The sequence below is a fragment of the Flavivirga jejuensis genome (assembly GCF_030540765.1).
Taxonomy (GTDB): domain Bacteria; phylum Bacteroidota; class Bacteroidia; order Flavobacteriales; family Flavobacteriaceae; genus Flavivirga; species Flavivirga jejuensis.
This window is the reverse complement of sequence record NZ_JAUOEL010000002.1, coordinates 646,260-669,968: the sequence shown is the minus strand read 5'-3', so window position 1 is coordinate 669,968 and position 23,709 is coordinate 646,260. Positions and strand designations below refer to the sequence as shown.

Genomic DNA, 23,709 nt, shown 5'->3' with positions numbered 1-23,709 from the left:
TTAAAAGATTAAGGGTAAAATAAAATTAGTCATTATTAATCCGCCAATAAAAAAACCTATAACTGCAATTAGTGATGGTTTCTGTAAACTACTAAGTCCTGTAATTGCATGTCCAGATGTGCAACCACCAGCGTAACGAGTCCCAAAACCAACTAGTAAGCCTCCTAAAACTAAGAGAAGTAATCCTTTTGGAGACGTTAAGGCTTCAATGCCATACATTTCATTAGGAACTAAAGTGGTTCCAGAATTTTCAAACCCCATACTTTGAAGTTCTGTAATAGTAGCTGGATTTAAATTCGTTATACTATCGTTTGATAAATATTGTGTAGCTATAAAACCACCAATAATAGCACCAAGCACAACAATTAGGTTCCATGTTTGCTCTTTCCAATTAAACTTAAAAAAGTTTGCTGTTTTTCCAGCTCCCATAATAGAACACATCGTTCTAAGATTGGAAGACATACCAAATGTTTTTCCAAAATAGAGTAATAAAGCCATAACTAAGGCAATTAGTGGCCCCGAAATATACCATGGCCAAGGGTTTAAAATGTATTCCATACCTGTTTTTATTTTATCACAAATATAAAATTAAACATATGGAGGCTTTGTAATAAATGTTACTTACACATGTTACTTACTTCTAAGAGGTGTGTTAAATTATGTTTTAAATATAGGGTTAGGTGCTAGTTGTATTCAGGATAAGTTTAAAGGTAAAAAATAGGTAACGAATATTAGTTGAGATTATAAAGCCAATGGGACTAACTTACCAAATAAAAAATATTGCAATTGTTTTGAGTTATAAAACTTCAATTTTATTTCTACTAAGTTTTATTTTCTTTTCGTTTTCAAATTGCTTTAAAAGTCTGGAAATAACAACACGTGAGGTATGTAAGTCTTCTGCGATATCTTGATGTTTCGCAATAATAGTTTTAGACGTGTGAAGTTTTACTTTGTTATTCAGGTACTTGTAGAGGCGTTCATCCATTTTCATAAAAGCAAGGTTATCTATGGCTTCTAGCATTTCATCAAAACGGGTTTGGTAACTTTCTAAAATGAAATTCCGCCAGCTCTCGTTAGTATGAAACCATTTTTGCATATTTTGAACAGGTATCATAATAAGACTTGAATCTTTTTCTGCAACGGCTCTAATTTTACTTTTAGAAGTACCCATGCAACAAGTTAATGACATCGTACAGGTTTCTCCTGCTTCTAAAAAATAGATAAGTAACTCATTCCCTTCACTATCTTCTCGAAGTATTTTAATATTTCCACTTAATAAAAGAGGAATATATTGTAATGATTGATTAATATCTATAATGATATCGTCTTTTGAAAATGTACTTATAGTACCGATTTTTTCGATTTCATCTATTAAAGTGTTATCTAAAATATGATTGAATTTTTGATGTAATAGTTCCGTTGCCATATTCAAAAGTAATGAATTCCAAATTTGGAAAAAAAAATAGGTAAAGTTTTAATAAAAATATTATATTTGCACCCACAAAAAAGGCCTCGTGGCGCAACTGAATAGCGCACTTGATTACGGCTCAAGAGGTTACAGGTTTGAATCCTGTCGAGGTCACTAGTAATAATAAGGGTTTCATTAGTTTGAAGCCCTTTTTTATTTTTTATCTGCACACAATTTGCACTTTATCATGGAATTAACGGGGATCAAATATAATTTTAGAGGGACAAGTTCTAATTATGCATAAATTTTTGTGAGCCTATTTAGGACAAAAGAAATATCTCTGACTCCCCTAAACTGGATTATAGGTTTTACTTGTGTTTTTAGTTTGTTCAACAATTTTATGCCTGTTTTAGGAAATCATATTTTTTAGCAATTAGATTCATGTTTTCCGCTATATCAACAGTAACTTCTTTTACCATAATTTCTTCTTTGTAGCGGATTCTGTTTATGGGGGCAATAATCTATAGCTTTAGCTCCTTTAACTTCGTTATTGATATTGTAAACTTTCCCTGAAGGGTATTGAAAGGAATATTTTTGCAGGAATGTCAATTAAAAAAATAGTGGCAATAGCCAATACGGCTAATAAAATTAGGTCTTTCCGAATTGAAAGTATTTATGTTTACATGTTTAAATTTATATTTTTTTAAATCCTTTATAGGTAATTTTTTATCCGTAGGAGGTAAATTAGATGATTTATATTTGTTTTAATTGTTAGTGATAAAAAACTTACAATTTTAAGTAAACAGCTTAAAAAAATAAAACTTTTTACCAAACTATTTATAATAGAGATAATGATTTTAACCAATTTAAAAATCTTTAATTAATTTAAAAATTAGAATTTATGAAGAAAACAAATTTACCAATTTTATTAGGAATAATGCTTATGGTTGTTTCTTGTTCTCAAGAAGCTGATGTAGTTGAAGAAAGTAATCTATTGAAAGAAGCAGATAATATTAGTAATTCAAAGAAAGTAACTGAAGTAGCAGATTTTTATAATATTTACCTTGTAAATAGGAGCCCCTCTGAGCAAAATTTTTGGTGTTTTTTACAGGATCCAGAAATTAATACTTCAGGAGAGGTTTATGCAAATTCAAGTACACACCTAATAATTGCACCTAATTATCCTGGTGTTAACTATTTTACTATTCCTCTCCAATATGTGATAGGGGCTGGAGCAGGTAATCAAGCTGTTGGTTTAGACACAAGAATTGTGAGTTCTGATAGTAGAGATACCGAAATAGGAGACCATTGGGGTATTGAATACCTTCTTCATCAAGGACCTAATATAGTTAATATTAATAAACTCCCAGAAGCAGCAATAATGCTAACTTCCAATCCTTTTGATAAGATTGGTTTTGAGAACCAAGGGTGGTATTCAAACATGAGTTTTGGTATACAAAGTTCCAGTGGTTATATTGGAATGACTTGGAGTCCAGACCCTAACCAAACAACAATTATTGTCCCAAAGTTCACGTTTTATATTGCTACAGGTGATTTTCAATCAAATCAATTAGCCGATTTTACAACTATTTCTAGTAGTGCAGCTGAAATAACTCAAAATGATTTTGGACAAGGGTTTGATGTAACGGTAACATTAACCGAAACAGGAGAATGGGTTGTTGAAACTGGGGCACCAAATGAAGTTATTGATATACCAGTTAAGCCCTAAATTAATTAACTAAATGCTGTTTAGATTGTTTTATTAAACATCATTAGCATCCGAAAGTTTAGGTAAACGAACAAAACCATAGTTACATCGCAGTGTTTTCATTACAAAACGATGATTAACCAGAAAATAAGTTTTTCTCAAATAGTATTTTTTGCCGTGTTGGATGGCTAACATAATCCAGTTTTAGGTAGTGATACAAGCAGAGTTTTATTTTCTCTGATAAATTAAGAGAAAGCGACTGGTGTTTAGAAATAGTTCGCTTTATAAGTAAGGAGGTCATTTATTAGAGCTGCATAGATTTGCGATTTTAAAGCATTTTCTCTGGTTCCCCTTGAATGTTTTGGCTTGCAGATTTTGTTTCAAGTATTTGAAAAACAATTCAATACCCCACCGTTTCTTGCGTAATTCAGCAATAGTCTTGTATTCCCAACCTAATAGGTTGGGAATAATTGCTATAACTTTATTCTCATCTTACTTGTAAACATGTACCAATCTTAATTTATGTTCAGGGGATGAATTCTTAATCTCAGAGAAGTAATAAGAGATTTTTTTAATATTCTAAAGCATATTAAGACAAACCTCAGATGCAGATAAGCGTACCTTAATTTCTGATATTAAAATTTAAGATGAAAGACCCGAAGTAAATGTAATAGATTCGATTGAAGAATTATAATGGCGTACAAATTATTATCAGTGCCTGTTGAAAATACATTGATAATAAACGAACGATGGTAGTCTTCATTGGGTTTTCTGAGTCAGTATTTATGAATAAAAAAGGCTTCTTTAACTTATCTACCACCTCTTGCAAAGATAGCTTAGTAATAGAGCATTTTGGCCTCCGTTTTTCTTTTTCAAATATATCTAATACTGGTCATTATCAAATTGTCGGAAATTTGATTGTAATTGTCGAAATTACATACGTTAGTGTATCCCGTATTAGTAATCAGAAAAAAACACCGGCTATCGCTACTCTAAGGAATTTTGGAGTAACTCAAGCTTACTTAAATAAGTATCTAAATAATGAATTGAATACTCCAGATATGTCTTTAAAAGTACTGGACTAAACTCATTTATGATTTTGCTAACTTCCTTAGCTGTTATACAGGTATTGCATATGTTGACTTAATGAGCCTATCTAATGATAACCCTATCAAAGGTATTGATTGGATATTTATAAATAAACTAATGCAACTTAGTTGCGTTAATGCAAAAAAATAATATATTTGCAAAATAATTTATTAGAATTAAGTTACTAATTAACAAATCAAAATATATTGCTAGGTGTTTCATTATGATTTTACCTATAGCTTACTTTTAGATATAAAATCATTACAAGCTAGAAAAATATTAAGTACTTCTTTATAGAAGTTTTATATGTTATAATGAAAATAAGTCAGATTAAAAATAGGATAATCTTTTTTTTCATTGCTCTTTTCTTTAGTATGAAAATGGCAGGTCTCCATCATGTGTTGTCTCATACAAATGATGAAGATCACGAAACTCATTGTGCTATTTGTGACCATGCAATTACGCATAACTTAACTCCTGCGCTTATACCTAATTTACAGGATTTCATAATTGAAAACACTGAACCAATTGCTCTGAGAGAGATAATAAAAAACTACAATTTTGTTATAACAAGTACTATTGCTAGAAGTCAGCTCTTTTCCCGACCTCCTCCTTTTTTACTATAAATTTTCCTTGTACATTTTATTTAAGAGTTTGACCAGTTTTAACGTTTAAGTATTAAGTTGTTCTAAACGAATTAATATAAATTGATATTCTGTTCATTAATAAACTTAACACAGCTAGTTGTTAATCATTAAAGCAATAAGACAAACTAGTTCTTGAGTTTAGTCTCATATAAATTTATGTATAGGTTTTACCATAGTCCTTTTTCTGGGACAATTGTTCAAATCTTATAGTATTTCAATTATGTTTCAAAAAATACTGAGTGTATGGCTATGTTTTAGCCTAGGCTCTATGGTGTTTTCGCAAGATTCTTTTCAAATAAAAGGGATTGTGATAGATGCCCAGACCTTACAACCTATAGAGGGAGCTAATATTATAGGCAAAGGTCTCTTTTCAATTTCATCGGCAACAGGTGCTTTTACCATAAAAAATTTAGTAGAAAATACTTATGCTTTTACCATATCCCATATAGGTTATGCACCCCAAAAAGTTAGCATCATTGTGCGGTCAAAAATGGAAACAGTACAAGTCTTGTTACATGAATCTTCCACGGCTCTTGAGGAAATTGAAGTACATAGCAAATCAAAACAAAGAATAGCTAAAGAAACACCTATAGTTTCTCATACAGTTTCTAAAGAATTTCTTGATAAAAATAGAGAAAACAGTCTTATGCAGACCCTGAGTAAAATTCCTGGAGTAAGTACAATCAATATTGGTTCGGGGCAATCTAAGCCCGTTATTAGAGGTTTAGGATTTAATAGAGTTGTCGTTGTTCAAAATGGTATAAAACACGAAGCACAACAATGGGGCAATGACCATGGTCTAGAAATAGACCAGTATGGTATTGAAAATATACAAATTATAAAAGGGCCAGCATCTTTGGTTTATGGTTCTGATGCCATTGCAGGTGTTGTAGATATTCAACCTAATAAAATACCGTTACAAAACGCTCTCAATGGAGAAGTAAATGTTCTGGGAGAAACGAATAATAATCTATTAGGTGTTTCTGCGGCTATTGAAACAAGAAAGGAGAAATGGTTTTATCGTGGGCGTCTGACTTATAGAGAGTATGGAGATTATAAAGTGCCTACGGAAAAAATTAATTACGAGAATTACATTTTTGAATTACATAATAATAATTTAAGGAATACCGCAGGAAAAGAAGCCAATGTTAACTTTAGTATTGGCTATGTTTCAGATCATATAACATCGGAAACTTTTTTTAGTAATGTGAATGCCAAAAACGGTTTTTTTGCCAATGCCCACGGTTTGGAAGTTAGAACTTCTAGTATTGATTACGATAGTTCTAATAGAGATATCGACCTTCCTTTTCATAAAGTGAACCATTTTAAAATTACCAATAATACTTCGGTAATCATGGGTAAACATACTTTGCATTTTGATTTGGGTTTTCAAAATAATCACAGAGAAGAACATTCAGAACCTGTTCCTCATGGCTATATGCCAAAACCGTTGGATAGCAAAGAGCGGGAATTTAATAAAAATACCTACGCTCTAAATATGAGAGATGCTTTTAAACCGAATGATCAGCATAACATTGTTGCTGGGGTAAATGTAGAATTTCAAGATAATAACATAGACGGATGGGGGTTTTTAATTCCAGAATATAACCGATTTAGTGTAGGAGCGTTTGTTTATGACCAATTTGAGATTTTCTCTGATTTCCATTTTTTAGCTGGTATACGTTATGACTACGGATTAGTGGATACCAAATCGTATTACGATTGGTTTCCATCCACTATAAATAATAATGATGGCTCCACGTCTTATGTTAATTTACAAAGAGCTCAGAATAAAACCTTGGGTTTTGGAAATATCAACGCTTCAGCAGGCCTTAGTTACATTAGAAAAAACACGACTTATAAACTAAATTTTGGTAAAAGTTTTAGAATGCCATTGGCCAACGAATTGGCTTCAGATGGCGTTAATTACCACATGTACCGCTATGAAAAAGGAAATCTTGATTTAGATCCTGAAGAATCGTATCAATTGGATATTGATATAGAGCATACAGTAAAACAGTTCTCAATGGGTATTAGTCCTTTTGTAAATCTTTTTGACAATTATATTTATTTGAACCCTACTTCAAATTATTATGAAACCTTACAGATATATGAATATACACAAGCTAAGGTTTTTAGGTTTGGAGCAGAAATAAGTGCAAGTGCCACTCTTTTCAACAATTTACAGCTAAATGCGTCTGCTGAATACGTGTACTCTAAACAAACCAGCGGAGCTAAAGAGGGGTTTACAATCCCTTTTTCACCGCCATTATCAGGGCTGTTTTCTGCCAATTATCAGTTTAAAAAAATGTTCTTTTTTGATAAACCACAATTTATTGCTGACTATAGAATTACAGCAGCACAAAATGAAATTGTACCTCCAGAAGAAAAAACAGGTGGTTATCAAGTATTAAATATATCTCTTTTAACAGAAATGGATTTATTTAAAAATAATCTACCCGTTGAAATGCGTGTGAAGCTGAATAATGTATTCAACACTAAATATTTCGACCATACCAGTTTTTACAGGTTAATAGATGTACCTGAAGCTGGCAGAAACTTATCAATATCATTAACAATCCCTTTTTAATAAATAAAAAACAATTAAAATTAAATCAAATGAAAACAACCAGAATGAAAACAAATTTTAAATTTTTAACGATTATCGCTTTTCTCGGGCTCTTTTTACACTCTTGTAGTAGTGATGATGATAGTGCTACCGACTTGAACGCAGATAAGAATCCAGAAAGATTTGAAAATATTGAAATAGGAAATACCGATTTTAAAGTTCCACAATTTAATCCAGACTTACATACCCAATTTGATTATACGGGAGGGAGTAAGGTAACAAAAATTTATTATGATATTAATCCTATAAATGTGGAAGAACCAAATACAGGAGAAGCAAAATGGCAAGTTTCTAATCATTTGATTCCAGAAGATTATTATGTGGGACAGTTAAATCCACATATACATTATCATGTGCTTTTTGATCCCGAAAATGAAATTTTTCCAAAGGTAAGACCTGCGGAAGGCATGTATAGTTTAAAAGTTACAATAGTCGAAGAAGATAACTCTGAAAGTATTATCACAAAACAATTTGAAATCGTTAAAAAGTTTTCAGAAGTAGAAATTGGTACTAACAATGAAGTAAAAACTGGAAGTGATGCACTAGATGTTAAATTTAAATATGATGCTGGAAGCAATACTGTTAGCGAAGTAAAATATGAACTATGGTTCGAAGAATGGCGAGAAGGACAAAATGTAGCAGTTGGAGCATGGGATAACACAATAGTAGTATTGCCAACAAATCTCTACGAAAATCAAAGTATTCCAAATATTAATTCTCCTTTAGAAATTAATCCCGATTCCCCTCTTGGAGATTATTGGTTAAATATATATGTAAAAGAATCAGGGGGAAATGAAGCAGTAAAACTATCTATCCCATTTAGTATAGTAAATTAAATAATGAATTTAACTCAACAAATATTATGAAAACAAATTTTAAATTTTTAGCAATTATTACTTTTCTAGGACTCTTTTTGCACTCTTGTAGTAGTGATGATGACAGTCCTTTAGTCAATGCACCCGTAATCTCTAATTTTGAATATGGAGAAGGAAGTACTCATTCCACAGATCAGGTTGCCTATAAGGGATCGGATATTCATTTAGAAGCAGAAATTAATTCTGAAGCAACAGTAAGTAGTATCACGCTTTCCATTCGTGCACATGATTTAACTCCAGGAGATGGTGAGATTGATTGGGATTTTGAACAGGTATTTACAGATAGCAAGTATCTCGCCATTAACCCAACATTTCATGAACATATAGATATTCCAGCCAATATACCTGCAGGTGAGTACCATATTGAGTTAACCGTAACTGATAAACTCGGAAATAGCACGGAAGTAGAAGAACACATTCAGATTCTAGACTTTATTACTCTAAGTGATATTTCTATAGATACTGCTGTTGTTAGGGGAGATGATTTTCATACAGAATTTATGATAAATGCAGTGAATGGTATCCATAATATAACCGTTGATGTACATGCAGATGGCGTTACTCCAGGTAGTGGAGAGGTAGAGTGGGATTATGAAGAAGAGTTTGAAGATGGCTACCACGAACAAACCGAGGTAGAATTCCATGAACATATTGATGTTCCTGTTACTGCACCAGCTGGAGAATATCATATCATCTTTACAGTAGAAGATGAAGATGGAAATACCAAAGAATATGAAACGCATATAGATGTTACAGCATAATAAAAAATAATTATACCGCATAGCGTCATTATGTTATGCGGTTCTAAATGTTAAAAAATGAAACTTACATCAAAATATTATTTCTTTATGTTGTCCATACTGCTAATAACTTCATGTTCGAGTGATGGTAGTATGGATAAGGATGAAGAAAAACCCAGCATTACTGTTAATTACAACGAAGGATTTCCACAAGGCTGTGTGCTACTTGCAAAAGGAGAAACTTATAATTTTAGAGCTAAGGTCACCGATAATAAGGCATTAGCTTCCTATAGTATAGATATTCACAATAATTTTGACCATCATACGCATGATGACCAAGTAACCGAGTGTGATTTAGCTCCTATAAAACAAGCTATAAACCCATTAATTTTTATAGAAAATTATTCCATTGCAAATGAATTGACGAGCTATGAAATTAATATTCCTATAACAATACCTGATGATATAGATGCTGGGGATTATCATTGCGCTTATTCCGTAACGGATCAGACTGGTTGGCAATCTAGAACATCAATTGATATAAAAATTATTGAATAAATAAAAATTATAAAAGTATATGCTCTTAGTCTACATCATTCTTTTGAATTTGGGTTCATTTTTTGATGTTTTTTGATGTTTTTTTTGATGGCAGTACCAGAAATCATTAGCTGGCACTGTTTTTTATAGTTTACTCTAAATTCACTAATTAATTATTAATGCAAAATATTTAACATGTTGTTTGTTAAGATTATAGGTGTTATTTTTTCTTTTTTATTTACACCGGGTTAATGATTTTTTTGATTAAAAAACAAAATTAACTAATGCTACAATGTTGCATTAACAATCGTAATTTTTTATATTTGCAACTCAGTTGCATTAATACAATTAAATGATACTCACAAACCAAAAACCAGATAATATAGGAGCCATAGCAAGTACTCTTTGTCTTATACACTGTATTGTTACTCCGTTTATTTTTATAGTACAAAGTTGTTCTATAACATGTTGTAGCGCGACACCTACTTGGTGGAAATTTATAGATTATTTTTTCTTAATAATTTCTTTTTTTGCCATTTATCGTTCTACACAAACAACTTCAAAAAAATGGATAAAACCTTCTTTATGGTTAAGTTGGTCTTTATTGTTTTTTATTATAATCAACGAAAAAACGGCATGGTATCCTTTACATGAATATTTTATATATTTTCCAGCATTAGCATTAATAATATTACATCTATACAATAAAAAATATTGCCAATGTAATTTGAATAAATGCTGTGCAAATGAAAGATAAAGAAAAGATTGAAATAGAGGGAGATAACCATTTTTCTGCAAATATAGAAACTCCTTTACGAGCTGATGCCTTTGATAAATCAGATGATGAAAAAATCAAGAATATACAGCATCATTTTAAAATGATAATGCAGGAAATGGGTCTCGATTTAACAGATGATAGTTTATCTGGGACTCCATATCGTTTTGCTAAAATGTATGTAAAAGAACTGTTTTACGGACTAAATCTAGCCAATAAACCAAAACTTTCAACATTTGAAAATAAGTATGATTACAATAAAATGCTTGTAGAACAGAATATAACTATCGATTCAACTTGTGAGCACCATTTTTTACCTATTGTTGGACATGCACATGTAGGTTATATTCCAACAAAAAAAGTAATTGGACTGTCTAAAATTAATCGTTTAGTAGATTACTATTCACACCGTCCACAGGTTCAAGAAAGGTTAGCTCTTCAAATTTTAAATGATTTACAAACTGTATTAGAAACAAAGGATGTGATTGTAGTAATTAATGCCAAGCATCTTTGTGTTTCTTCAAGAGGAATAAAAGACAAAAACAGCTTTACTACCACTTTAGAATATGGAGGTTGTTTTTCAAATAAATCAACCCGAAAGGAATTTTTGAATATTGTAAGTCAGCAAACACTTTAAAGATAATGTTGCTCCATATAAAGAAACAAATTTAAAGACTTTAAAGTATCAAAAAAATATGGAAGCTATTATAACTGTTGTAGGGTTTTTAGGGGCAGGTAAAACAACATTATTAAAGTATTTAATAGAAAATTTTTCTAATAATGGATGGAAGCCTTTTGTTATTCTTAATGATTATGAAAATGCAAATATGGATGCCCAACAATTTTCTAAACATATTAAACGAAATAATATTAAACCTTTAAGTGGTAGTTGTATTTGTTGTAGTGGTATTGTTGAACTAAGAAATACGGTAAACAGAATTCCAGAAAGAGAAAATGGAATTACGTTAATTGAAGCTAACGGAACATCGGATGCATGCTCTTTAATGGAATTTTTAGGTGTTGGAATAAATGATAGATTTTTACCTCCAATTCAAATTTCTGTAGTAGACGTTAAAAATTGGCAAAATCGAAGGGAACATAATGAACTTGAGGCTAACCAAATTCAGGTGTCTTCACTATTGGTTTTAACACATCTTGAAAAGGTAAATGAAAATAGAAAAGCTCTAGTTATTAATAAATTAAAAAGTGTGAATCCAATAGCTAAAATAGTAACGATGAATCGTTTGGATGTTTTATTGCTCCCAGAACTGTTATCATCTAAAAACACAGTAAAAAAGTTCGACCATCAAAAAACACATTGGTCTTCATGTTCTATTGATTTACCTGTTTTACCCAATCAAAAATGCATATATAATATTTGCCAAGCACTTCCTAAAAGCATTCTTAGAGTAAAAGGTTGTACTAAAATAGGAAATGAAAAAGATTATACTTTTTTTGAGCGTAAGCCTGATGGCGAAGTATTTATACGTCCATTTAATGGAGTTCCTATAACAGATTCTAAACTGTTAACTATTGGACCTGGTAGTACGCCATCTTTACTTCAAAAAACACTAAAAACGATTCTTTTGATAGATTAGGTTAATTATAATCAGAATTTAGATAACGCACAAAAAATATTAAAATTCAAGGTGATACAAACAGATAATCTCACATTTCAGTATAAAAAAAGTGAACACATTTTTAGTTTTCCAAATATAGCTTTAAAAGAGAGAGAAAATTTACTCATTCTAGGGAAATCGGGTATTGGAAAAACAACACTTTTACATCTTTTGGCGGGTTTGTTAAAACCTGCTAGTGGAAAAATAGTTATTGAAGAAATTGATATTCATTCAATTTCTCGTTCGAAACTAGATAAGTTTAGAGGGAGAAATATTGGATTGGTATTCCAAAAAAAACATGCCATTCAATCTTTGAGCGTTGTAGAGAATTTACAAGCGCGTCTTTTTCTTAGCGGAAAATCTATAAACAATACTGTAATAGATTTTTTATTGAAACAATTAGATATAAGTGCTTGTAAAAATAGTAAGATAAACACTCTTAGTGAAGGTCAATTACAACGTTTGGGTATTGCTATGGCAGTTATACATAATCCACAAGTTATTTTAGCTGATGAGCCTACCTCTAGTTTGGATGATGAAAACTGTAACGTTGTTATTGAACTACTTATAAAGCAAGCTAAACTTACCAATGCCAATTTAATTGTTATTACCCACGACCATAGAATTAAATCATTATTTTCAAATTCAATTACATTATGAATATTTGGAAAATTAGTTTAAAAAATATGAGGTCTAAACCCTTATATACTTTTTTAAGCTTATTGATATTAGCTTTAAGTATAGTTCTTCTTTTAGGAATTAGGCAATTAGAAACTTCTTTTAAATATCAAATGCAAAATAACCTGGGAGAAATTGATTTGGTTATTGGAGCTAAAGGAAGTCCCTTACAGTTAGTTTTGGCTTCCGTATTGCATATGGACAACCCAACAGGAAACATTTTATATGAAGATGCAAAAAAAATAGGGAAGAGCTCTTTTATAAAAACAGCTGTTCCTATTTCGTACGGCGATAATTATAGCGGCTATAAAATTGTGGGCACAACAGCTAATTTTGCAACGCTTTACAATGCTAAATTAGAGAAAGGACGTATTATAAAGAAACCGATGGAGGTAATACTAGGTGCTACTGTAGCAGAGCAATTACAACTCAAAATTGGAGATACTTTTCTAAGTTCTCATGGGCTAGTAGAAAATGATATAAATGTACATGCCGAACACTTAACAATAGTTGGCATATACCAACCTACCAATAAAACAATAGACCGTTTGATTGTTACCAGTTTAGAGAGTATATGGGATATTCATCACCACGAAGAGGAAGATGAAAAAAGCGAAAGTCATTTGGAACCTTATGAAAATCACGAGAAAGGAAAAGAAATAACCTCTTTATTGGTTTCTTTTAGAAGTCCGTCTGCCTTTTTAACACTTCCAAAAAGGATTAATGAAAACAGCAATATGCAAGCTGCATTACCAAAATATGAATTAGAAAAATTATACCAATATACAAGTGTTGGTCTTAAAACAATTTCTTGGATAGCTTATATAATACTTGTTATTTCTTGTATCACAATTTTTGTTAGCCTCTATAAAATGGTAAAAGAATACGCCTTTGATTTGGCACTTTTAAGAACCTATGGAGCTAGTAATTTTCAATTAATACGAATGATTGGTTATGAAGGATTAGCAGTAGGAGTTCTTGCTTACCTTTTAGGGTTTTTAGTATTGAAAATAGGATTATATTTTATGTTTAATATAATAGAGACAGATTATCAGTATAGCATACTCCAAAAACTACCATTGCAAGAATGTTTACAAATAGGATTGTTAGTCGTGGCAATGATTATCCTTTCTATTCTATTTGCTATATATCCTATTATAAAAATGAATATATCAACGACTTTAAGCAATGAAAAATGAAATTATAATTATACTAATTCTTCTATCTTCCTATACCTGTCTTAGTCAGAAAAATATAACTTGGGAAGATTTAGCACAGGTTGAATTTACAGAAAAGTTTTTTCCTTCTTATGGAGAAAATTTTTTGCACCCAGAGTTTTCAGATGCTGTGAAATCTTTAGAAGGAAAAGAGATAACTATTAGAGGCTATTTCTTAAATATTGACCCTCAAGGAAAATTGCTCATTCTATCTAAAGGCCCCATGTCATCTTGTTTTTTCTGTGGAATTGGTGGTCCAGAAACCGCTATAGAATTACAATTTATATCCAAGAAAACCTTTAAAACAGATACCATAATAATCGTTACAGGAATATTAAAACTTAATGCTGATGATGTAGAACATTTTAATTATATTTTAACAGAATGTAAAGCAGAATTGATTAATTAAAACAAAGTAATTTTTTTCCCTGATCGAGATCACAAAGCGGCTGTCTAAAAAGAGATGAATTTTGTCATCCTAAGTGCAAAGCATTTTAAGTTTTAAAACCTAGATATAAATCACGTTATCTTTCATTCCAAAACCCTTCAATCTCTTCAAGAGATTTTCCTTTTGTTTCTGGAATGAATTTGTAGGTTACAACCACAATAATGATAATAAATACGATAAATATAAAATAAGGTAAAGAACCATTCCATAGAGCATTATTATTAACCTCACTATCCATGACTATTGGAAAAGATTGCGACACCACATAATTTGCTGCCCATTGTGTGGCTACAGCTACAGACATAGCCACACTACGGATTTTATTAGGGAACATTTCCGAAAGTAAGACCCAAACAACAGGACCCATAGAAAGCGCGAACGCTGCTATAAAAATGAGTACGCCTAGTAAGGACAGAATGCCTACAGATTGTTGCTGTAACGTGATTCCTAATAATAGGAACCCAATTATCATACCTACAGATCCGATGTATATTAATGGTTTTCTTCCAAATTTATCTACAGTAAACATTGCAACAAAAGTAAATACTAGATTAACAAATGCCAGAAGTATTTGTTGTGCTAAAATGTCTTCTTTTCCAAAGCCAAGAGCCTTTTCAAAAATATCGGCACCATAATATAATACAGCATTTATCCCAGTAAATTGTTGCAATGCAGATAATGTTGTTCCTATAATAATGATCCCCAGTATTATTTTTGAAAAATAATTCACTTTAATACGCTTGTCATTTACTTTAAGAGACGCTTTTATCTCTATAATTTCTTTATTTGCTTGCTCGGTACCGTGTATTTTGGTTAAAATGATTAAAGCATCTTCATCTTTTCCTTTAAGAGCTAACCATCGCGGACTTTTAGGGACAAAGAATAACAGAATTAAAAATAAACAACTGGGAATTAACTCAGACCAAAACATACGTTTCCATCCAAAGGCTATGTTTTGTGTTTCGGTTAAACTATTTCCAATAAAATAGGTTGCCAAAAACACGACAAAAAAGCCAATAACGATCGCCAATTGGTAATAAGTAACCATTCTGCCTCTTATATTGCTTGGTGCAATTTCTGCAATGTACATAGGCGCATTCATAGATGCTATACCAATACCAAGTCCTCCAATGATTCTAAAAAAGACGAGTAAAGAAACCGACTCTGGAAAAATGGACGGTAAACCAGAACCGTAAGCTGAAATTGAAAATAATACAGCCGAAATTATTAAAGAATATTTTCTACCAAATTTTATGCTTAATGGACCAGCAGCAATAGCACCAACTAAACACCCCAGAAGTGCACTTCCTACAACCCAACCTTTCATTGCCGAATCTAAATCGAAATGTTTACTTAAATAAAATTGAGCCCCATTGATAACACCTGTATCATAACCAAATAGTAATCCACCTAATGCCGATACTGCTGTTATTAGCAATAAAAAAGTCCGCTTATTCATAATTTTGATCTTAATTCGTTTTAGTTAGTTGTATTTCAATATAAACAGGTAAATGATCAGAAGGGTATTTACAATCTTTAGAGTCGCTTAGTACGGCATACTTATTTACCTTGATGCTATGACTTACAAAAATATAATCAATACGTCTTGTTACGGGTTGGTTGAAATGAAAGCCATTAAAAGTTCCAGATGGTCCAAAAGGAACTGCTTTTGAAATTTCTTTTGAATCCTTTAAATGTTTCTTGATGAATTGTATTTGCGGCGTTTCTGGTTCTAAATTAAAATCCCCCATAAGAATAACAGGTACGCTTTCTGTATTTAATGCGTTTATTTTCTGAAGTATTAATTTAGGACTTTCGGCACGCGCCAATTTTCCAACATGATCAAAATGGGTATTGAATACCCAAAAACGTTTAGTCGTTTTTTTATTTTCTAAAAGCGAGTAGGTACAAATACGATTACAAACAGCATCCCAGCCCATAGAGACCTTTTCGGGTGTTTTTGATAACCAAAACGTCCCGCTTTTTACTATTGTAAATGTTTCCTTTTTATAAAAAATAGCTGAATATTCTCCAGCTGTGTCACCATCATCACGACCCACACCAACATAGTTATAATCTACTAATGTGCTGTCTATATATTTGATTTGATTTGGCAGTGCTTCTTGTACGCCAAAAACATCTGGTTGATAAAAATTAATTTGCCCCATCATAAAATCTTTACGATGGTCCCAACTGTTATCACTTTCTTTTGAGTGATCCACCTTAATATTGTAGGTCATTATTTTGGTGTCTTCCTGAGCAAACAAAGATCCGAAGTAGCAAAATAAAATGATTAAAGAACTTATTTTTTTCATAACGTTTAATTTTTAGGTATTAATGAGATTGCGCATCCTCCTCCAGGAGCTAGGTTAAGTTCAAAGATCGTTTTATTATCGACTTCTTGTTTTAATATTTCATAAATTTCTGGATTGTTCATATAATGTGAATCTTGAGCATCTTTGTATAATTTTGCAATATAGATTTGATCTTCTTCTAAAAAATTTAAGTCTACTTTAATTGCTCTGGCATTTTCATCCGTAATACATCCAACGAACCAGTTTTTTGTCCTTTTTTCTTGTCGTGCGAGGGTAATAAATTCACCAATTTCTGCATCGAGGACTTTAGAGGTGTTCCAATCTACACCAACATCTTTGATAAATTCAAATGCGGGATGGTTTTTATAATGCGTTATTAAATCGGGTACCATTTGCACAGGGCTATATAAAACAACATACAAAGCCAACTGATGTGCTAATGTGGTATTAATTTGATTGTCTGTTTTGTATGGACTTAAGGACGTATTAAAGATTCCAGGTGTATAATCTATGGGACCTCCCAGCATTCTTGTAAAAGGTACAATTGTTAAATGTTCTGGTGGATTACCGCCATCTTTAGACCAGGCGTTATATTCTTGTCCGCGGACACCTTCGCGAGAAATAGCTACAGGATACGTCCGTCTTTTTCCAGTTGCTTTTATAGGTTCATGTGCATTTATAGCAACCTGATATGCCATGCCTTTTTCTAAAACTTTTTGATAGTGATTAACCATGTATTGCCCATGATGATATTCTCCTTCTGGAATAACGCTACCTACATATCCCGTTTTAACGGCATGGATATTTAATTTTTTCATGAGCGCAAAAGCGGTATCGATTTGCTTTTCATATCGAATAATATCTGCTGAGGTTTCATGGTGCATTACTAACGCCACACCTTTGGATTTTCCATAGCTTACAACTTCTTCCAAATCATAATCGGGGTAGGGGGTCACAAAATCAAAATGGACTTTCTTATTCTTTTTATCCCACCATTTTTCCCAACCAGTATTCCAGCCTTCAACCAGCATCCCCGCAATGTTGTGTTCTGATGCAAAATCTATCATGTCTTTAGCATATTTGGTATTGGCAGCGTGATAGTTTCCTGAATAATCCCAATGTCCCGTTCCAATATGCATATCCCACCAAATACCAACATATTTTGTAGGTTTGAAATAGGGGAGGTCTTCAACTAAACTAGGGTCGTTAAGGTTTAAAATTAATTTAGATTCAATGAGATCGCCCGCTTTTTCTGTAATTTGAATGGTTCTCCAAGGTGTTTCAAAAGGGGTTTGCCGTTTTACTTTTATGTTTTCGTTATTACCAACCAGTTCACTTTTCATTTTTAAATCGCCTGTATCAACTGCTAAAGTCATACCTGCATAATTGGTTAAATCTGCTTCATGAAAACTTAAATAAACACCCGAATCGGTCTTCATGGTTACAGGGGTATTTACGGCATTCTCAGGAATATAGGTTTGTCCTAAATGCGTGTTTGGTTTATAATGTTTTAGTGCGTCAATTTCTGAAAAACGTGTAGTATTATATAAGTATTCGTAAATATCCCAATCTCCAGGAATCCACCATACTTTATGATCTTTAGTAAGATTAAATTCGGTGTTTTCATCAGTAATAACCACATCATTTAAATGTTCCTGTTTAGGGAATTCGTACCGAAATCCAATGCCATCATCATAAACTTTAAATATGATATTGAGCTGTCTTTTTAATTCTGAAGTTTCTTCTAAGGCAATTTTAAGTTCGTTATAATGGTTTTGTACGTTTGCATCTTCACCCCAAACCATATCCCATGTTTCGTTGACTGTTGATCTCTGAACGTCTAGAATTTTGAAGTTTTTGCTAAGAGGTAATGTTTCTTTTAATTCAAACCCCATGGTAGAAGAATCAATCACTTTTTCATTTTTAAAATACACCATATAGGATGGTTCATTATTTTTAGTGAGATAAAAATGAACTTTAATCTTGTTATTAGGGGAATTTATAAGTGTTGAAGCATCTTTTTTTTCTGTTTTACATGCTACCATAGCAATAAAACAAATAAGAATTTTTATGGTTGAGGACAGTTTCATAATTGTATGTTTAATGTTCGTAAGCTTCCATAGGTTGCCCTCTCAATCTTTCAAAATCTTTGTAGGCTTTTTTGATGGCTTCTGGATTTGCTGTTTGTTCCATCTCTTTTTCTGTTACTTTATAGTGTGCTTGTAGCGTTTTTAATGTTTCTCTTAAACCTTGTTCAACATCATTATAATTAGTATCATCAATTAAATTGTGAGTTTCGCTGGGATCTTTTTCTAAATCATACAATTCCCATGCATCAATATCATCATATACATGAATTAATTTATAGCGATTGGTACGTACGCCATACATTTTTTTTACCATATGAAATGCAGGAAAATCATAGTAATGGTAGTAAATAGCATCTCTAAAATGGTCCTCTTTGATCTGGTTTTCTAACAAAGGTTTTAAGGATTGTCCTTGCATATCTTCTGGAATAGCAACCTGTGCAAAATCTAGAAAAGTCTCGGCAAAATCAAGGTTTTGGGTTAAGGCAGTAATTTCTGTTTTAGGTTTTATAACCTCTGGATATTTCATTAGCATGGGCATAGCCAAAGACTCTTCATACATAAAGCGCTTGTCAAACCAGCCTTTTTCACCTAAATAAAACCCTTGATCTGTGGTGTAAACGACTATGGTGTTTTCTTCTAAATGATTAGCTTTTAAATAATCTAAAATTTTCCCTACCCCCTCATCTACAGCAGCTATGGTTGCCATATAATCTTGTAAATAGCGTTGAAATTTCCATAAATCCAGATCTTTTCCAGATAATTTAGCATCGTGGAATGCATCATTTTTTGGTTGGTAGGCTTTATCCCAAATAGCACGTTGCTCTGGTGTCATACGGTCAAAATCTGTTTTCCACGGATTATGAGCCAATTCTGGATTTCCTTTTGTCTTAGTCATTTTTAAATCATGCCCCTCGTACATGTCTCTATAAATCGTTTGATATTGTTCTTTAGAAGCTATAGAACCATTGTGGTTCGTAAAATAGGTGTCGGGTACGGGAAACGGAACGCTATCATACTTGTTTAAATGACGCAATGCTGGCATCCAATTTCTGTGAGGCGCTTTATGTTGTACCATGAGCATAAAAGGTTGATTGTCATTCTTTATTTTTTCCAAATAACTCAATGCATCTTCAGTAACGATATCGGTAGCATACCCTATAACCATTGTGGTGTCGACCGTTTTAGTTTGCTCATTTACAGAAATAAAATTTGGATTGTAATAATTGCCTTGGTCTTGTAAAATATTCCAATAATCGAAACCTTGAGGGATACCATGTAAGTGCCATTTGCCAAACATAGCGGTTTTATAACCTGCTTTTTGTAATAGTTTGGGGTAGGTTTGTTGGTTGCCATCAAAATGGTTCCCATTCATTCTAAAACCATTAACGTGGCTATGCTTTCCTGTTAAAATGACTGCCCGACTGGGACCGCAAATGGAATTTGTACAAAAATTGTTTTTAAAAATAGCACCTTCATTTGCAATTCTATCGATGTTTGGTGTAGGTGCTAACTGGCTAATAGGATGTCCATATGCACTAATCGCTTGTGTAGCATGGTCATCTGCCATTATAAAAATAATGTTGGGTCTTTTGGGAACATCAACAATAGGGGCTTTTTTTTCATTTTTACAGGACAGAAAAATAATTGCGATTAAAATGAAGTATAGCTGCTTTTTCATCAATTCTTAGTTATTATTTTTTTTGTTTGAATGATTTCAGAATGATCTACTGTTTTTTCAAAAAACTGTATGATCGTATCTAATTGGTCAAAAGGAATCATACATAATTCATGCTTTCCACCAATAACTTTGTTAAAATAGTAAGCGGTTCCTAATGCATCTAATTTTTTAGAAATAGTTTCGGAACCATCCAATTGTAAATACCCTGGTTTTTCAGCTATGCAATAATGATGTGCTGCACTTGCAAATGGCACCAAGGGATCGTCTGTTCCATGAAACAAAACGGTTGGTAATGCATTGCTTTTAGTAATGTATGCGGCATTTACCAATGCGCCTGCTAAAGACATAACGCCAGCAAATTTTACATTTTTATATGTTTCTAAATGATCCACAAAGTATGTTTTCATATAAACAGCATTTAAAATACTCTCGGCACCAGCACTACCACCACCTGCAATAATTTTATCGGGGTTTATTTGTAACATAGCGCTATTGTCTACTATAAATTTGGCGGCATCTAAATAATCGATGGCAGCTTGTTTAAATATTTCTAATTTGAATGCTTTTGGACAATCACAACCAGAACCTGTTTCTGCATTTTTTAACAATAATCTATAAGAAATTGATATGCCGATGTATCCATTCTGAGAGAAGTATTGCATCATTTTAACCTCATCTGGATGGTCTCGTTTACCACCAGCGAAACCACCGCCATGCATCCATAAAATAACAGGTAAATTAGCATTGGTTTTGATATTTTTTGGTGTGTAAACATCCATTTTTAAAGTATCCAAACCTTTGATGGCGTAGGTGTGTGTTGTTATATTTTGAGAAAACACAAATGCACTCAAACAAAAAATGGTTGCTAAAATTCTATACTTCATTAATTTGTTTTTTCGATTAAAATAGTACCTAATTATAGGTTTGCCTTCAATCTGTTTTAAAATGGAGGCGTATAGTTCTAAGGTGTTTTAGTTTTTTTAGATAATAGGTTATTAAATTATTCTAATGTAAATAGGTGTTCGAAATTAAAATCTGAGGTGCCTTTTATAGCAATTTCAAATGCGCCAGGCTCCACAGTAAATATCATGTCGCTGTTGTAGAATTTTAAATCTTCAACAGAAATAGTAAACGAAACGGTCTTGCTTTCTCCTTTTTTAAGGAATATTTTTTGAAATCCTTTAAGTTCTTTTACGGGCCTTGTTACGCTGCCTACTTTATCGTGTACGTATAATTGAGCAATCTCATGCCCATCATAATTTCCTGTATTGGTAATCGTTGTCGAAGCTGTTAATGTATCTGAAAAACCAATGGTACTTGCAGATAATTTAATATCTGAATATTCGAATGTCGTATAGCTCAACCCATGACCGAATGGATATAAGGGGGTATTGGGAACATCTATATAATTGGACTTATAATCCTCTTTTGGATTGTTTGGCGGAATGGGACGTCCTGTATTTTTCATGTTGTAATAGATAGGGATTTGTCCCAGCGTTCTAGGGAATGTAACGGGTAATTTTCCTGAAGGACTATAAGTTCCAAAGAGCAGGTCTGCAACACCATGACCTCCCATAGTTCCTGGAAACCAGGTTTCTAAAATGGCATCTGCTAGAGTGTCTTCTTCAGATAGATCTAAAGGGCGTCCATTCATTAAAACTAAAATGATTTTTTTGTCTGGGACTGCTTTTCTAATGGCTTTTATCAATTTGGTTTGACTTCCAGGTAATTTTATATTGGTTCTACTTGCAGCCTCGCCACTCATATCATAGTCTTCTCCCATCACCATCACCACAACATCTGCTTTTCTGGCTATATTAATGGCTTTTTGAAATCCAGTAACATCATCGCCCTCAATCTCACAACCTCTTGAAAATAGTATTTTGGAATCGTTTAAATATTCTTGAATGCCTTGATGTACACTAATTGCTTTTCCTTTTCTATCACCTGCCGCGGCCCAATTACCAATGATGTTTTCTTTGTCTTTTGCCAATGGCCCAATAAGTGCTATGGTTTGATCTGTATTTAATGGTAAGGCTTTTTCATCGTTCTTTAGCAATACAGAAGAAATGGCTGCTGAATGACGTGCTGCCTGTAGAAACTCTGGTTTGTAAACTACATCCTTTTCACGTTGTTCGTCACAGTATCTGTAAGGATCATCAAACAATCCTAATTTGTATTTTGTTAGAAGAATTCTTCGGCAGGCATCATCAATAAGAGCAACATCTACTTGTCCTTCATTTACCAGTGCTTCTAAATAAAGTCGGTTTGCGTTACTCATCATATCCATATCGATACCAGCATCAATGGCTAATTTGGTAGCTTCCTTTTCATCTTTTGCAAATCCGTGCGGCACTAATTCGTTGATGGCTGTATAATCGGTGACTACAAAGCCATTAAAATTCCATTCGTCTCTTAAAACATCTCTATAAATAAAGCTGTTTGCAGTAGCGGGAACACCATTAACCTCATTAAAAGCAGTCATGAACGTTTCTACTCCTGCGTCAATAGTCGCTTTAAATGGCGGTAAATACACATTACGTAATTCTCCTTTGCCCATATTTACTGTATGGTAATCGCGACCAGCTTGTGCTGCGCCATAGCCCACAAAATGTTTCGCGCAGGCCAAAATGGTATTAGGCTGAGATAAGTCGTCTCCTTGAAAACCTTGAACATAGGCTTTTGCTATTTGGCTTCCTAGGTAAACATCTTCTCCAGCACCTTCAGAAATTCGTCCCCAACGTGGGTCTCTTGCAATATCAACCATAGGAGCAAATGTCCAATGGATTCCTTCGGCAGAAGCTTCTTCGGCAGCAATGCGAGATCCTTTTTCAATATCATCCAGATCCCAACTTGCCGCTAGCCCTAAATTGATTGGGAAAATGGTTTTGAAACCGTGAATAACATCATATCCAAAGAGTAGGGGGATGCCCAAACGTGTTTCTTCCACGGCTAGTTTTTGTAGATTTCTGGTGCCTTTAACCGAGTATACGTTAAGCATGGCTCCGACATCACCTGCTTTGATGTGTTTTTTATTGTTTTTACTTACCGTAGGCCCTGTAACTGTCCATCCACCACTGTACATGACGGTTTGACCTATTTTTTCCTGTAAAGTCATTAAACTCATTAATGAATCTATTTTGGTATCAAAAGGCGTTGTTTTTTGAGTTTTATTGTTCTTATTTTCAGTCGTATTACAGCTAAAAACAAGAAGTAATAGTACCGTAATAATGTTAGGTTTGGTTAGTCTGTTCAT

Annotated in this window: 20 protein-coding genes, 1 tRNA gene and 1 pseudogene; 13 read left to right on the top strand and 9 right to left on the bottom strand. The window is 32.8% G+C overall.

The annotated features are described in order from the left end of the window. Both Q4Q40_RS07735 and Q4Q40_RS07730 read right to left on the bottom strand, forming a co-directional pair. Window positions 1-558 carry a YeeE/YedE family protein gene (locus Q4Q40_RS07735; protein WP_303301212.1) on the bottom strand — a complete coding sequence of 186 codons (558 nt, stop codon included), beginning with the start codon at window positions 556-558 and terminating at the stop codon, window positions 1-3. Between the two features lie 238 nt (window positions 559-796). Then, window positions 797-1,426, bottom strand: a complete 630-nt coding sequence (locus Q4Q40_RS07730) for a Crp/Fnr family transcriptional regulator (RefSeq protein WP_303301211.1) — start codon at window positions 1,424-1,426, stop codon at window positions 797-799. Window positions 1,427-1,508: 82 nt separating this feature from the next. Between Q4Q40_RS07730 and Q4Q40_RS07725 the strand changes: the two genes are divergently transcribed. Next, window positions 1,509-1,582 (top strand) — tRNA-Arg (locus Q4Q40_RS07725). Window positions 1,583-2,309: 727 nt separating this feature from the next. Beyond that, a complete protein-coding gene (locus tag Q4Q40_RS07720) occupies window positions 2,310-3,137 on the top strand; it encodes a hypothetical protein (RefSeq protein WP_303301210.1) in 828 nt (275 codons plus the stop codon). A 115-nt stretch (window positions 3,138-3,252) separates the two neighbouring features. Here Q4Q40_RS07720 and Q4Q40_RS24195 read toward each other — a convergent pair. After that, a pseudogene (locus Q4Q40_RS24195) lies at window positions 3,253-3,551 on the bottom strand (transposase); the annotation flags it as partial. A gap of 350 nt (window positions 3,552-3,901) precedes the next feature. On the opposite strand from Q4Q40_RS24195, the gene Q4Q40_RS07710 reads away from it, so the two are divergent. From Q4Q40_RS07710 to Q4Q40_RS07660, 11 genes are all read left to right on the top strand, one after another. After that, on the top strand, window positions 3,902-4,201 hold the full coding sequence (locus Q4Q40_RS07710) for a hypothetical protein (RefSeq protein ID WP_303301209.1): 300 nt from the start codon (window positions 3,902-3,904) through the stop codon (window positions 4,199-4,201). Window positions 4,202-5,072: 871 nt separating this feature from the next. Further along, entirely contained in the window at window positions 5,073-7,442 is a 2,370-nt protein-coding gene (locus Q4Q40_RS07705) for a TonB-dependent receptor (RefSeq protein WP_303301208.1), read from the top strand. A gap of 29 nt (window positions 7,443-7,471) precedes the next feature. Continuing rightward, complete coding sequence (locus tag Q4Q40_RS07700; RefSeq protein WP_303301207.1) at window positions 7,472-8,317, top strand: hypothetical protein; 846 nt, start codon at window positions 7,472-7,474, stop codon at window positions 8,315-8,317. 26 nt (window positions 8,318-8,343) lie between these two features. Then, complete coding sequence (locus tag Q4Q40_RS07695; protein WP_303301206.1) at window positions 8,344-9,117, top strand: DUF4625 domain-containing protein; 774 nt, start codon at window positions 8,344-8,346, stop codon at window positions 9,115-9,117. A 57-nt stretch (window positions 9,118-9,174) separates the two neighbouring features. Then, a complete protein-coding gene (locus Q4Q40_RS07690; protein WP_303301205.1) occupies window positions 9,175-9,654 on the top strand; it encodes a DUF4625 domain-containing protein in 480 nt (159 codons plus the stop codon). A gap of 331 nt (window positions 9,655-9,985) precedes the next feature. Continuing rightward, the gene (locus Q4Q40_RS07685; RefSeq protein ID WP_303301204.1) at window positions 9,986-10,390 is read left to right on the top strand and encodes a MerC domain-containing protein; all 405 of its coding nucleotides are present in this window, start codon (window positions 9,986-9,988) and stop codon (window positions 10,388-10,390) included. Then, window positions 10,380-11,045 carry a GTP cyclohydrolase I FolE gene (gene folE, locus Q4Q40_RS07680; RefSeq protein ID WP_303301203.1) on the top strand — a complete coding sequence of 222 codons (666 nt, stop codon included), beginning with the start codon at window positions 10,380-10,382 and terminating at the stop codon, window positions 11,043-11,045. Before Q4Q40_RS07685 ends, folE begins: the two co-directional genes overlap by 11 nt. Window positions 11,046-11,103: 58 nt before the next feature. Then, on the top strand, window positions 11,104-12,006 hold the full coding sequence (locus Q4Q40_RS07675) for a GTP-binding protein (RefSeq protein WP_303301202.1): 903 nt from the start codon (window positions 11,104-11,106) through the stop codon (window positions 12,004-12,006). A 51-nt stretch (window positions 12,007-12,057) separates the two neighbouring features. After that, window positions 12,058-12,687: an ABC transporter ATP-binding protein gene (locus Q4Q40_RS07670; RefSeq protein ID WP_303301201.1), complete on the top strand. Its 630-nt coding sequence runs from the start codon at window positions 12,058-12,060 to the stop codon at window positions 12,685-12,687. Continuing rightward, a complete protein-coding gene (locus tag Q4Q40_RS07665) occupies window positions 12,684-13,904 on the top strand; it encodes an ABC transporter permease (RefSeq protein ID WP_303301200.1) in 1,221 nt (406 codons plus the stop codon). The genes Q4Q40_RS07670 and Q4Q40_RS07665 overlap by 4 nt, the downstream gene beginning before the upstream one ends. Then, a complete protein-coding gene (locus tag Q4Q40_RS07660; protein WP_303301199.1) occupies window positions 13,894-14,331 on the top strand; it encodes a hypothetical protein in 438 nt (145 codons plus the stop codon). Before Q4Q40_RS07665 ends, Q4Q40_RS07660 begins: the two co-directional genes overlap by 11 nt. A 115-nt stretch (window positions 14,332-14,446) precedes the next feature. Here the strand turns inward: Q4Q40_RS07660 and Q4Q40_RS07655 are convergent, their stop codons facing one another. From Q4Q40_RS07655 to Q4Q40_RS07630, 6 genes are all read right to left on the bottom strand, one after another. Continuing rightward, entirely contained in the window at window positions 14,447-15,829 is a 1,383-nt protein-coding gene (locus tag Q4Q40_RS07655) for a sugar porter family MFS transporter (RefSeq protein ID WP_303301198.1), read from the bottom strand. Window positions 15,830-15,839: 10 nt separating this feature from the next. Next, entirely contained in the window at window positions 15,840-16,685 is an 846-nt protein-coding gene (locus Q4Q40_RS07650; protein WP_303301197.1) for an endonuclease/exonuclease/phosphatase family protein, read from the bottom strand. Window positions 16,686-16,690: 5 nt separating this feature from the next. Continuing rightward, window positions 16,691-18,775, bottom strand: a complete 2,085-nt coding sequence (locus Q4Q40_RS07645; RefSeq protein ID WP_303301196.1) for a glycoside hydrolase family 97 protein — start codon at window positions 18,773-18,775, stop codon at window positions 16,691-16,693. A 10-nt stretch (window positions 18,776-18,785) separates the two neighbouring features. Further along, the gene (locus Q4Q40_RS07640; protein WP_303301195.1) at window positions 18,786-20,453 is read right to left on the bottom strand and encodes a sulfatase family protein; all 1,668 of its coding nucleotides are present in this window, start codon (window positions 20,451-20,453) and stop codon (window positions 18,786-18,788) included. Then, window positions 20,453-21,337 (bottom strand): alpha/beta hydrolase, encoded by an 885-nt coding sequence (locus Q4Q40_RS07635; protein ID WP_303301194.1) that lies wholly within the window; start codon window positions 21,335-21,337, stop codon window positions 20,453-20,455. The genes Q4Q40_RS07640 and Q4Q40_RS07635 overlap by 1 nt, the downstream gene beginning before the upstream one ends. Before the next feature lie 116 nt (window positions 21,338-21,453). Continuing rightward, window positions 21,454-23,709 carry a glycoside hydrolase family 3 N-terminal domain-containing protein gene (locus tag Q4Q40_RS07630; RefSeq protein WP_303301193.1) on the bottom strand — a complete coding sequence of 752 codons (2,256 nt, stop codon included), beginning with the start codon at window positions 23,707-23,709 and terminating at the stop codon, window positions 21,454-21,456.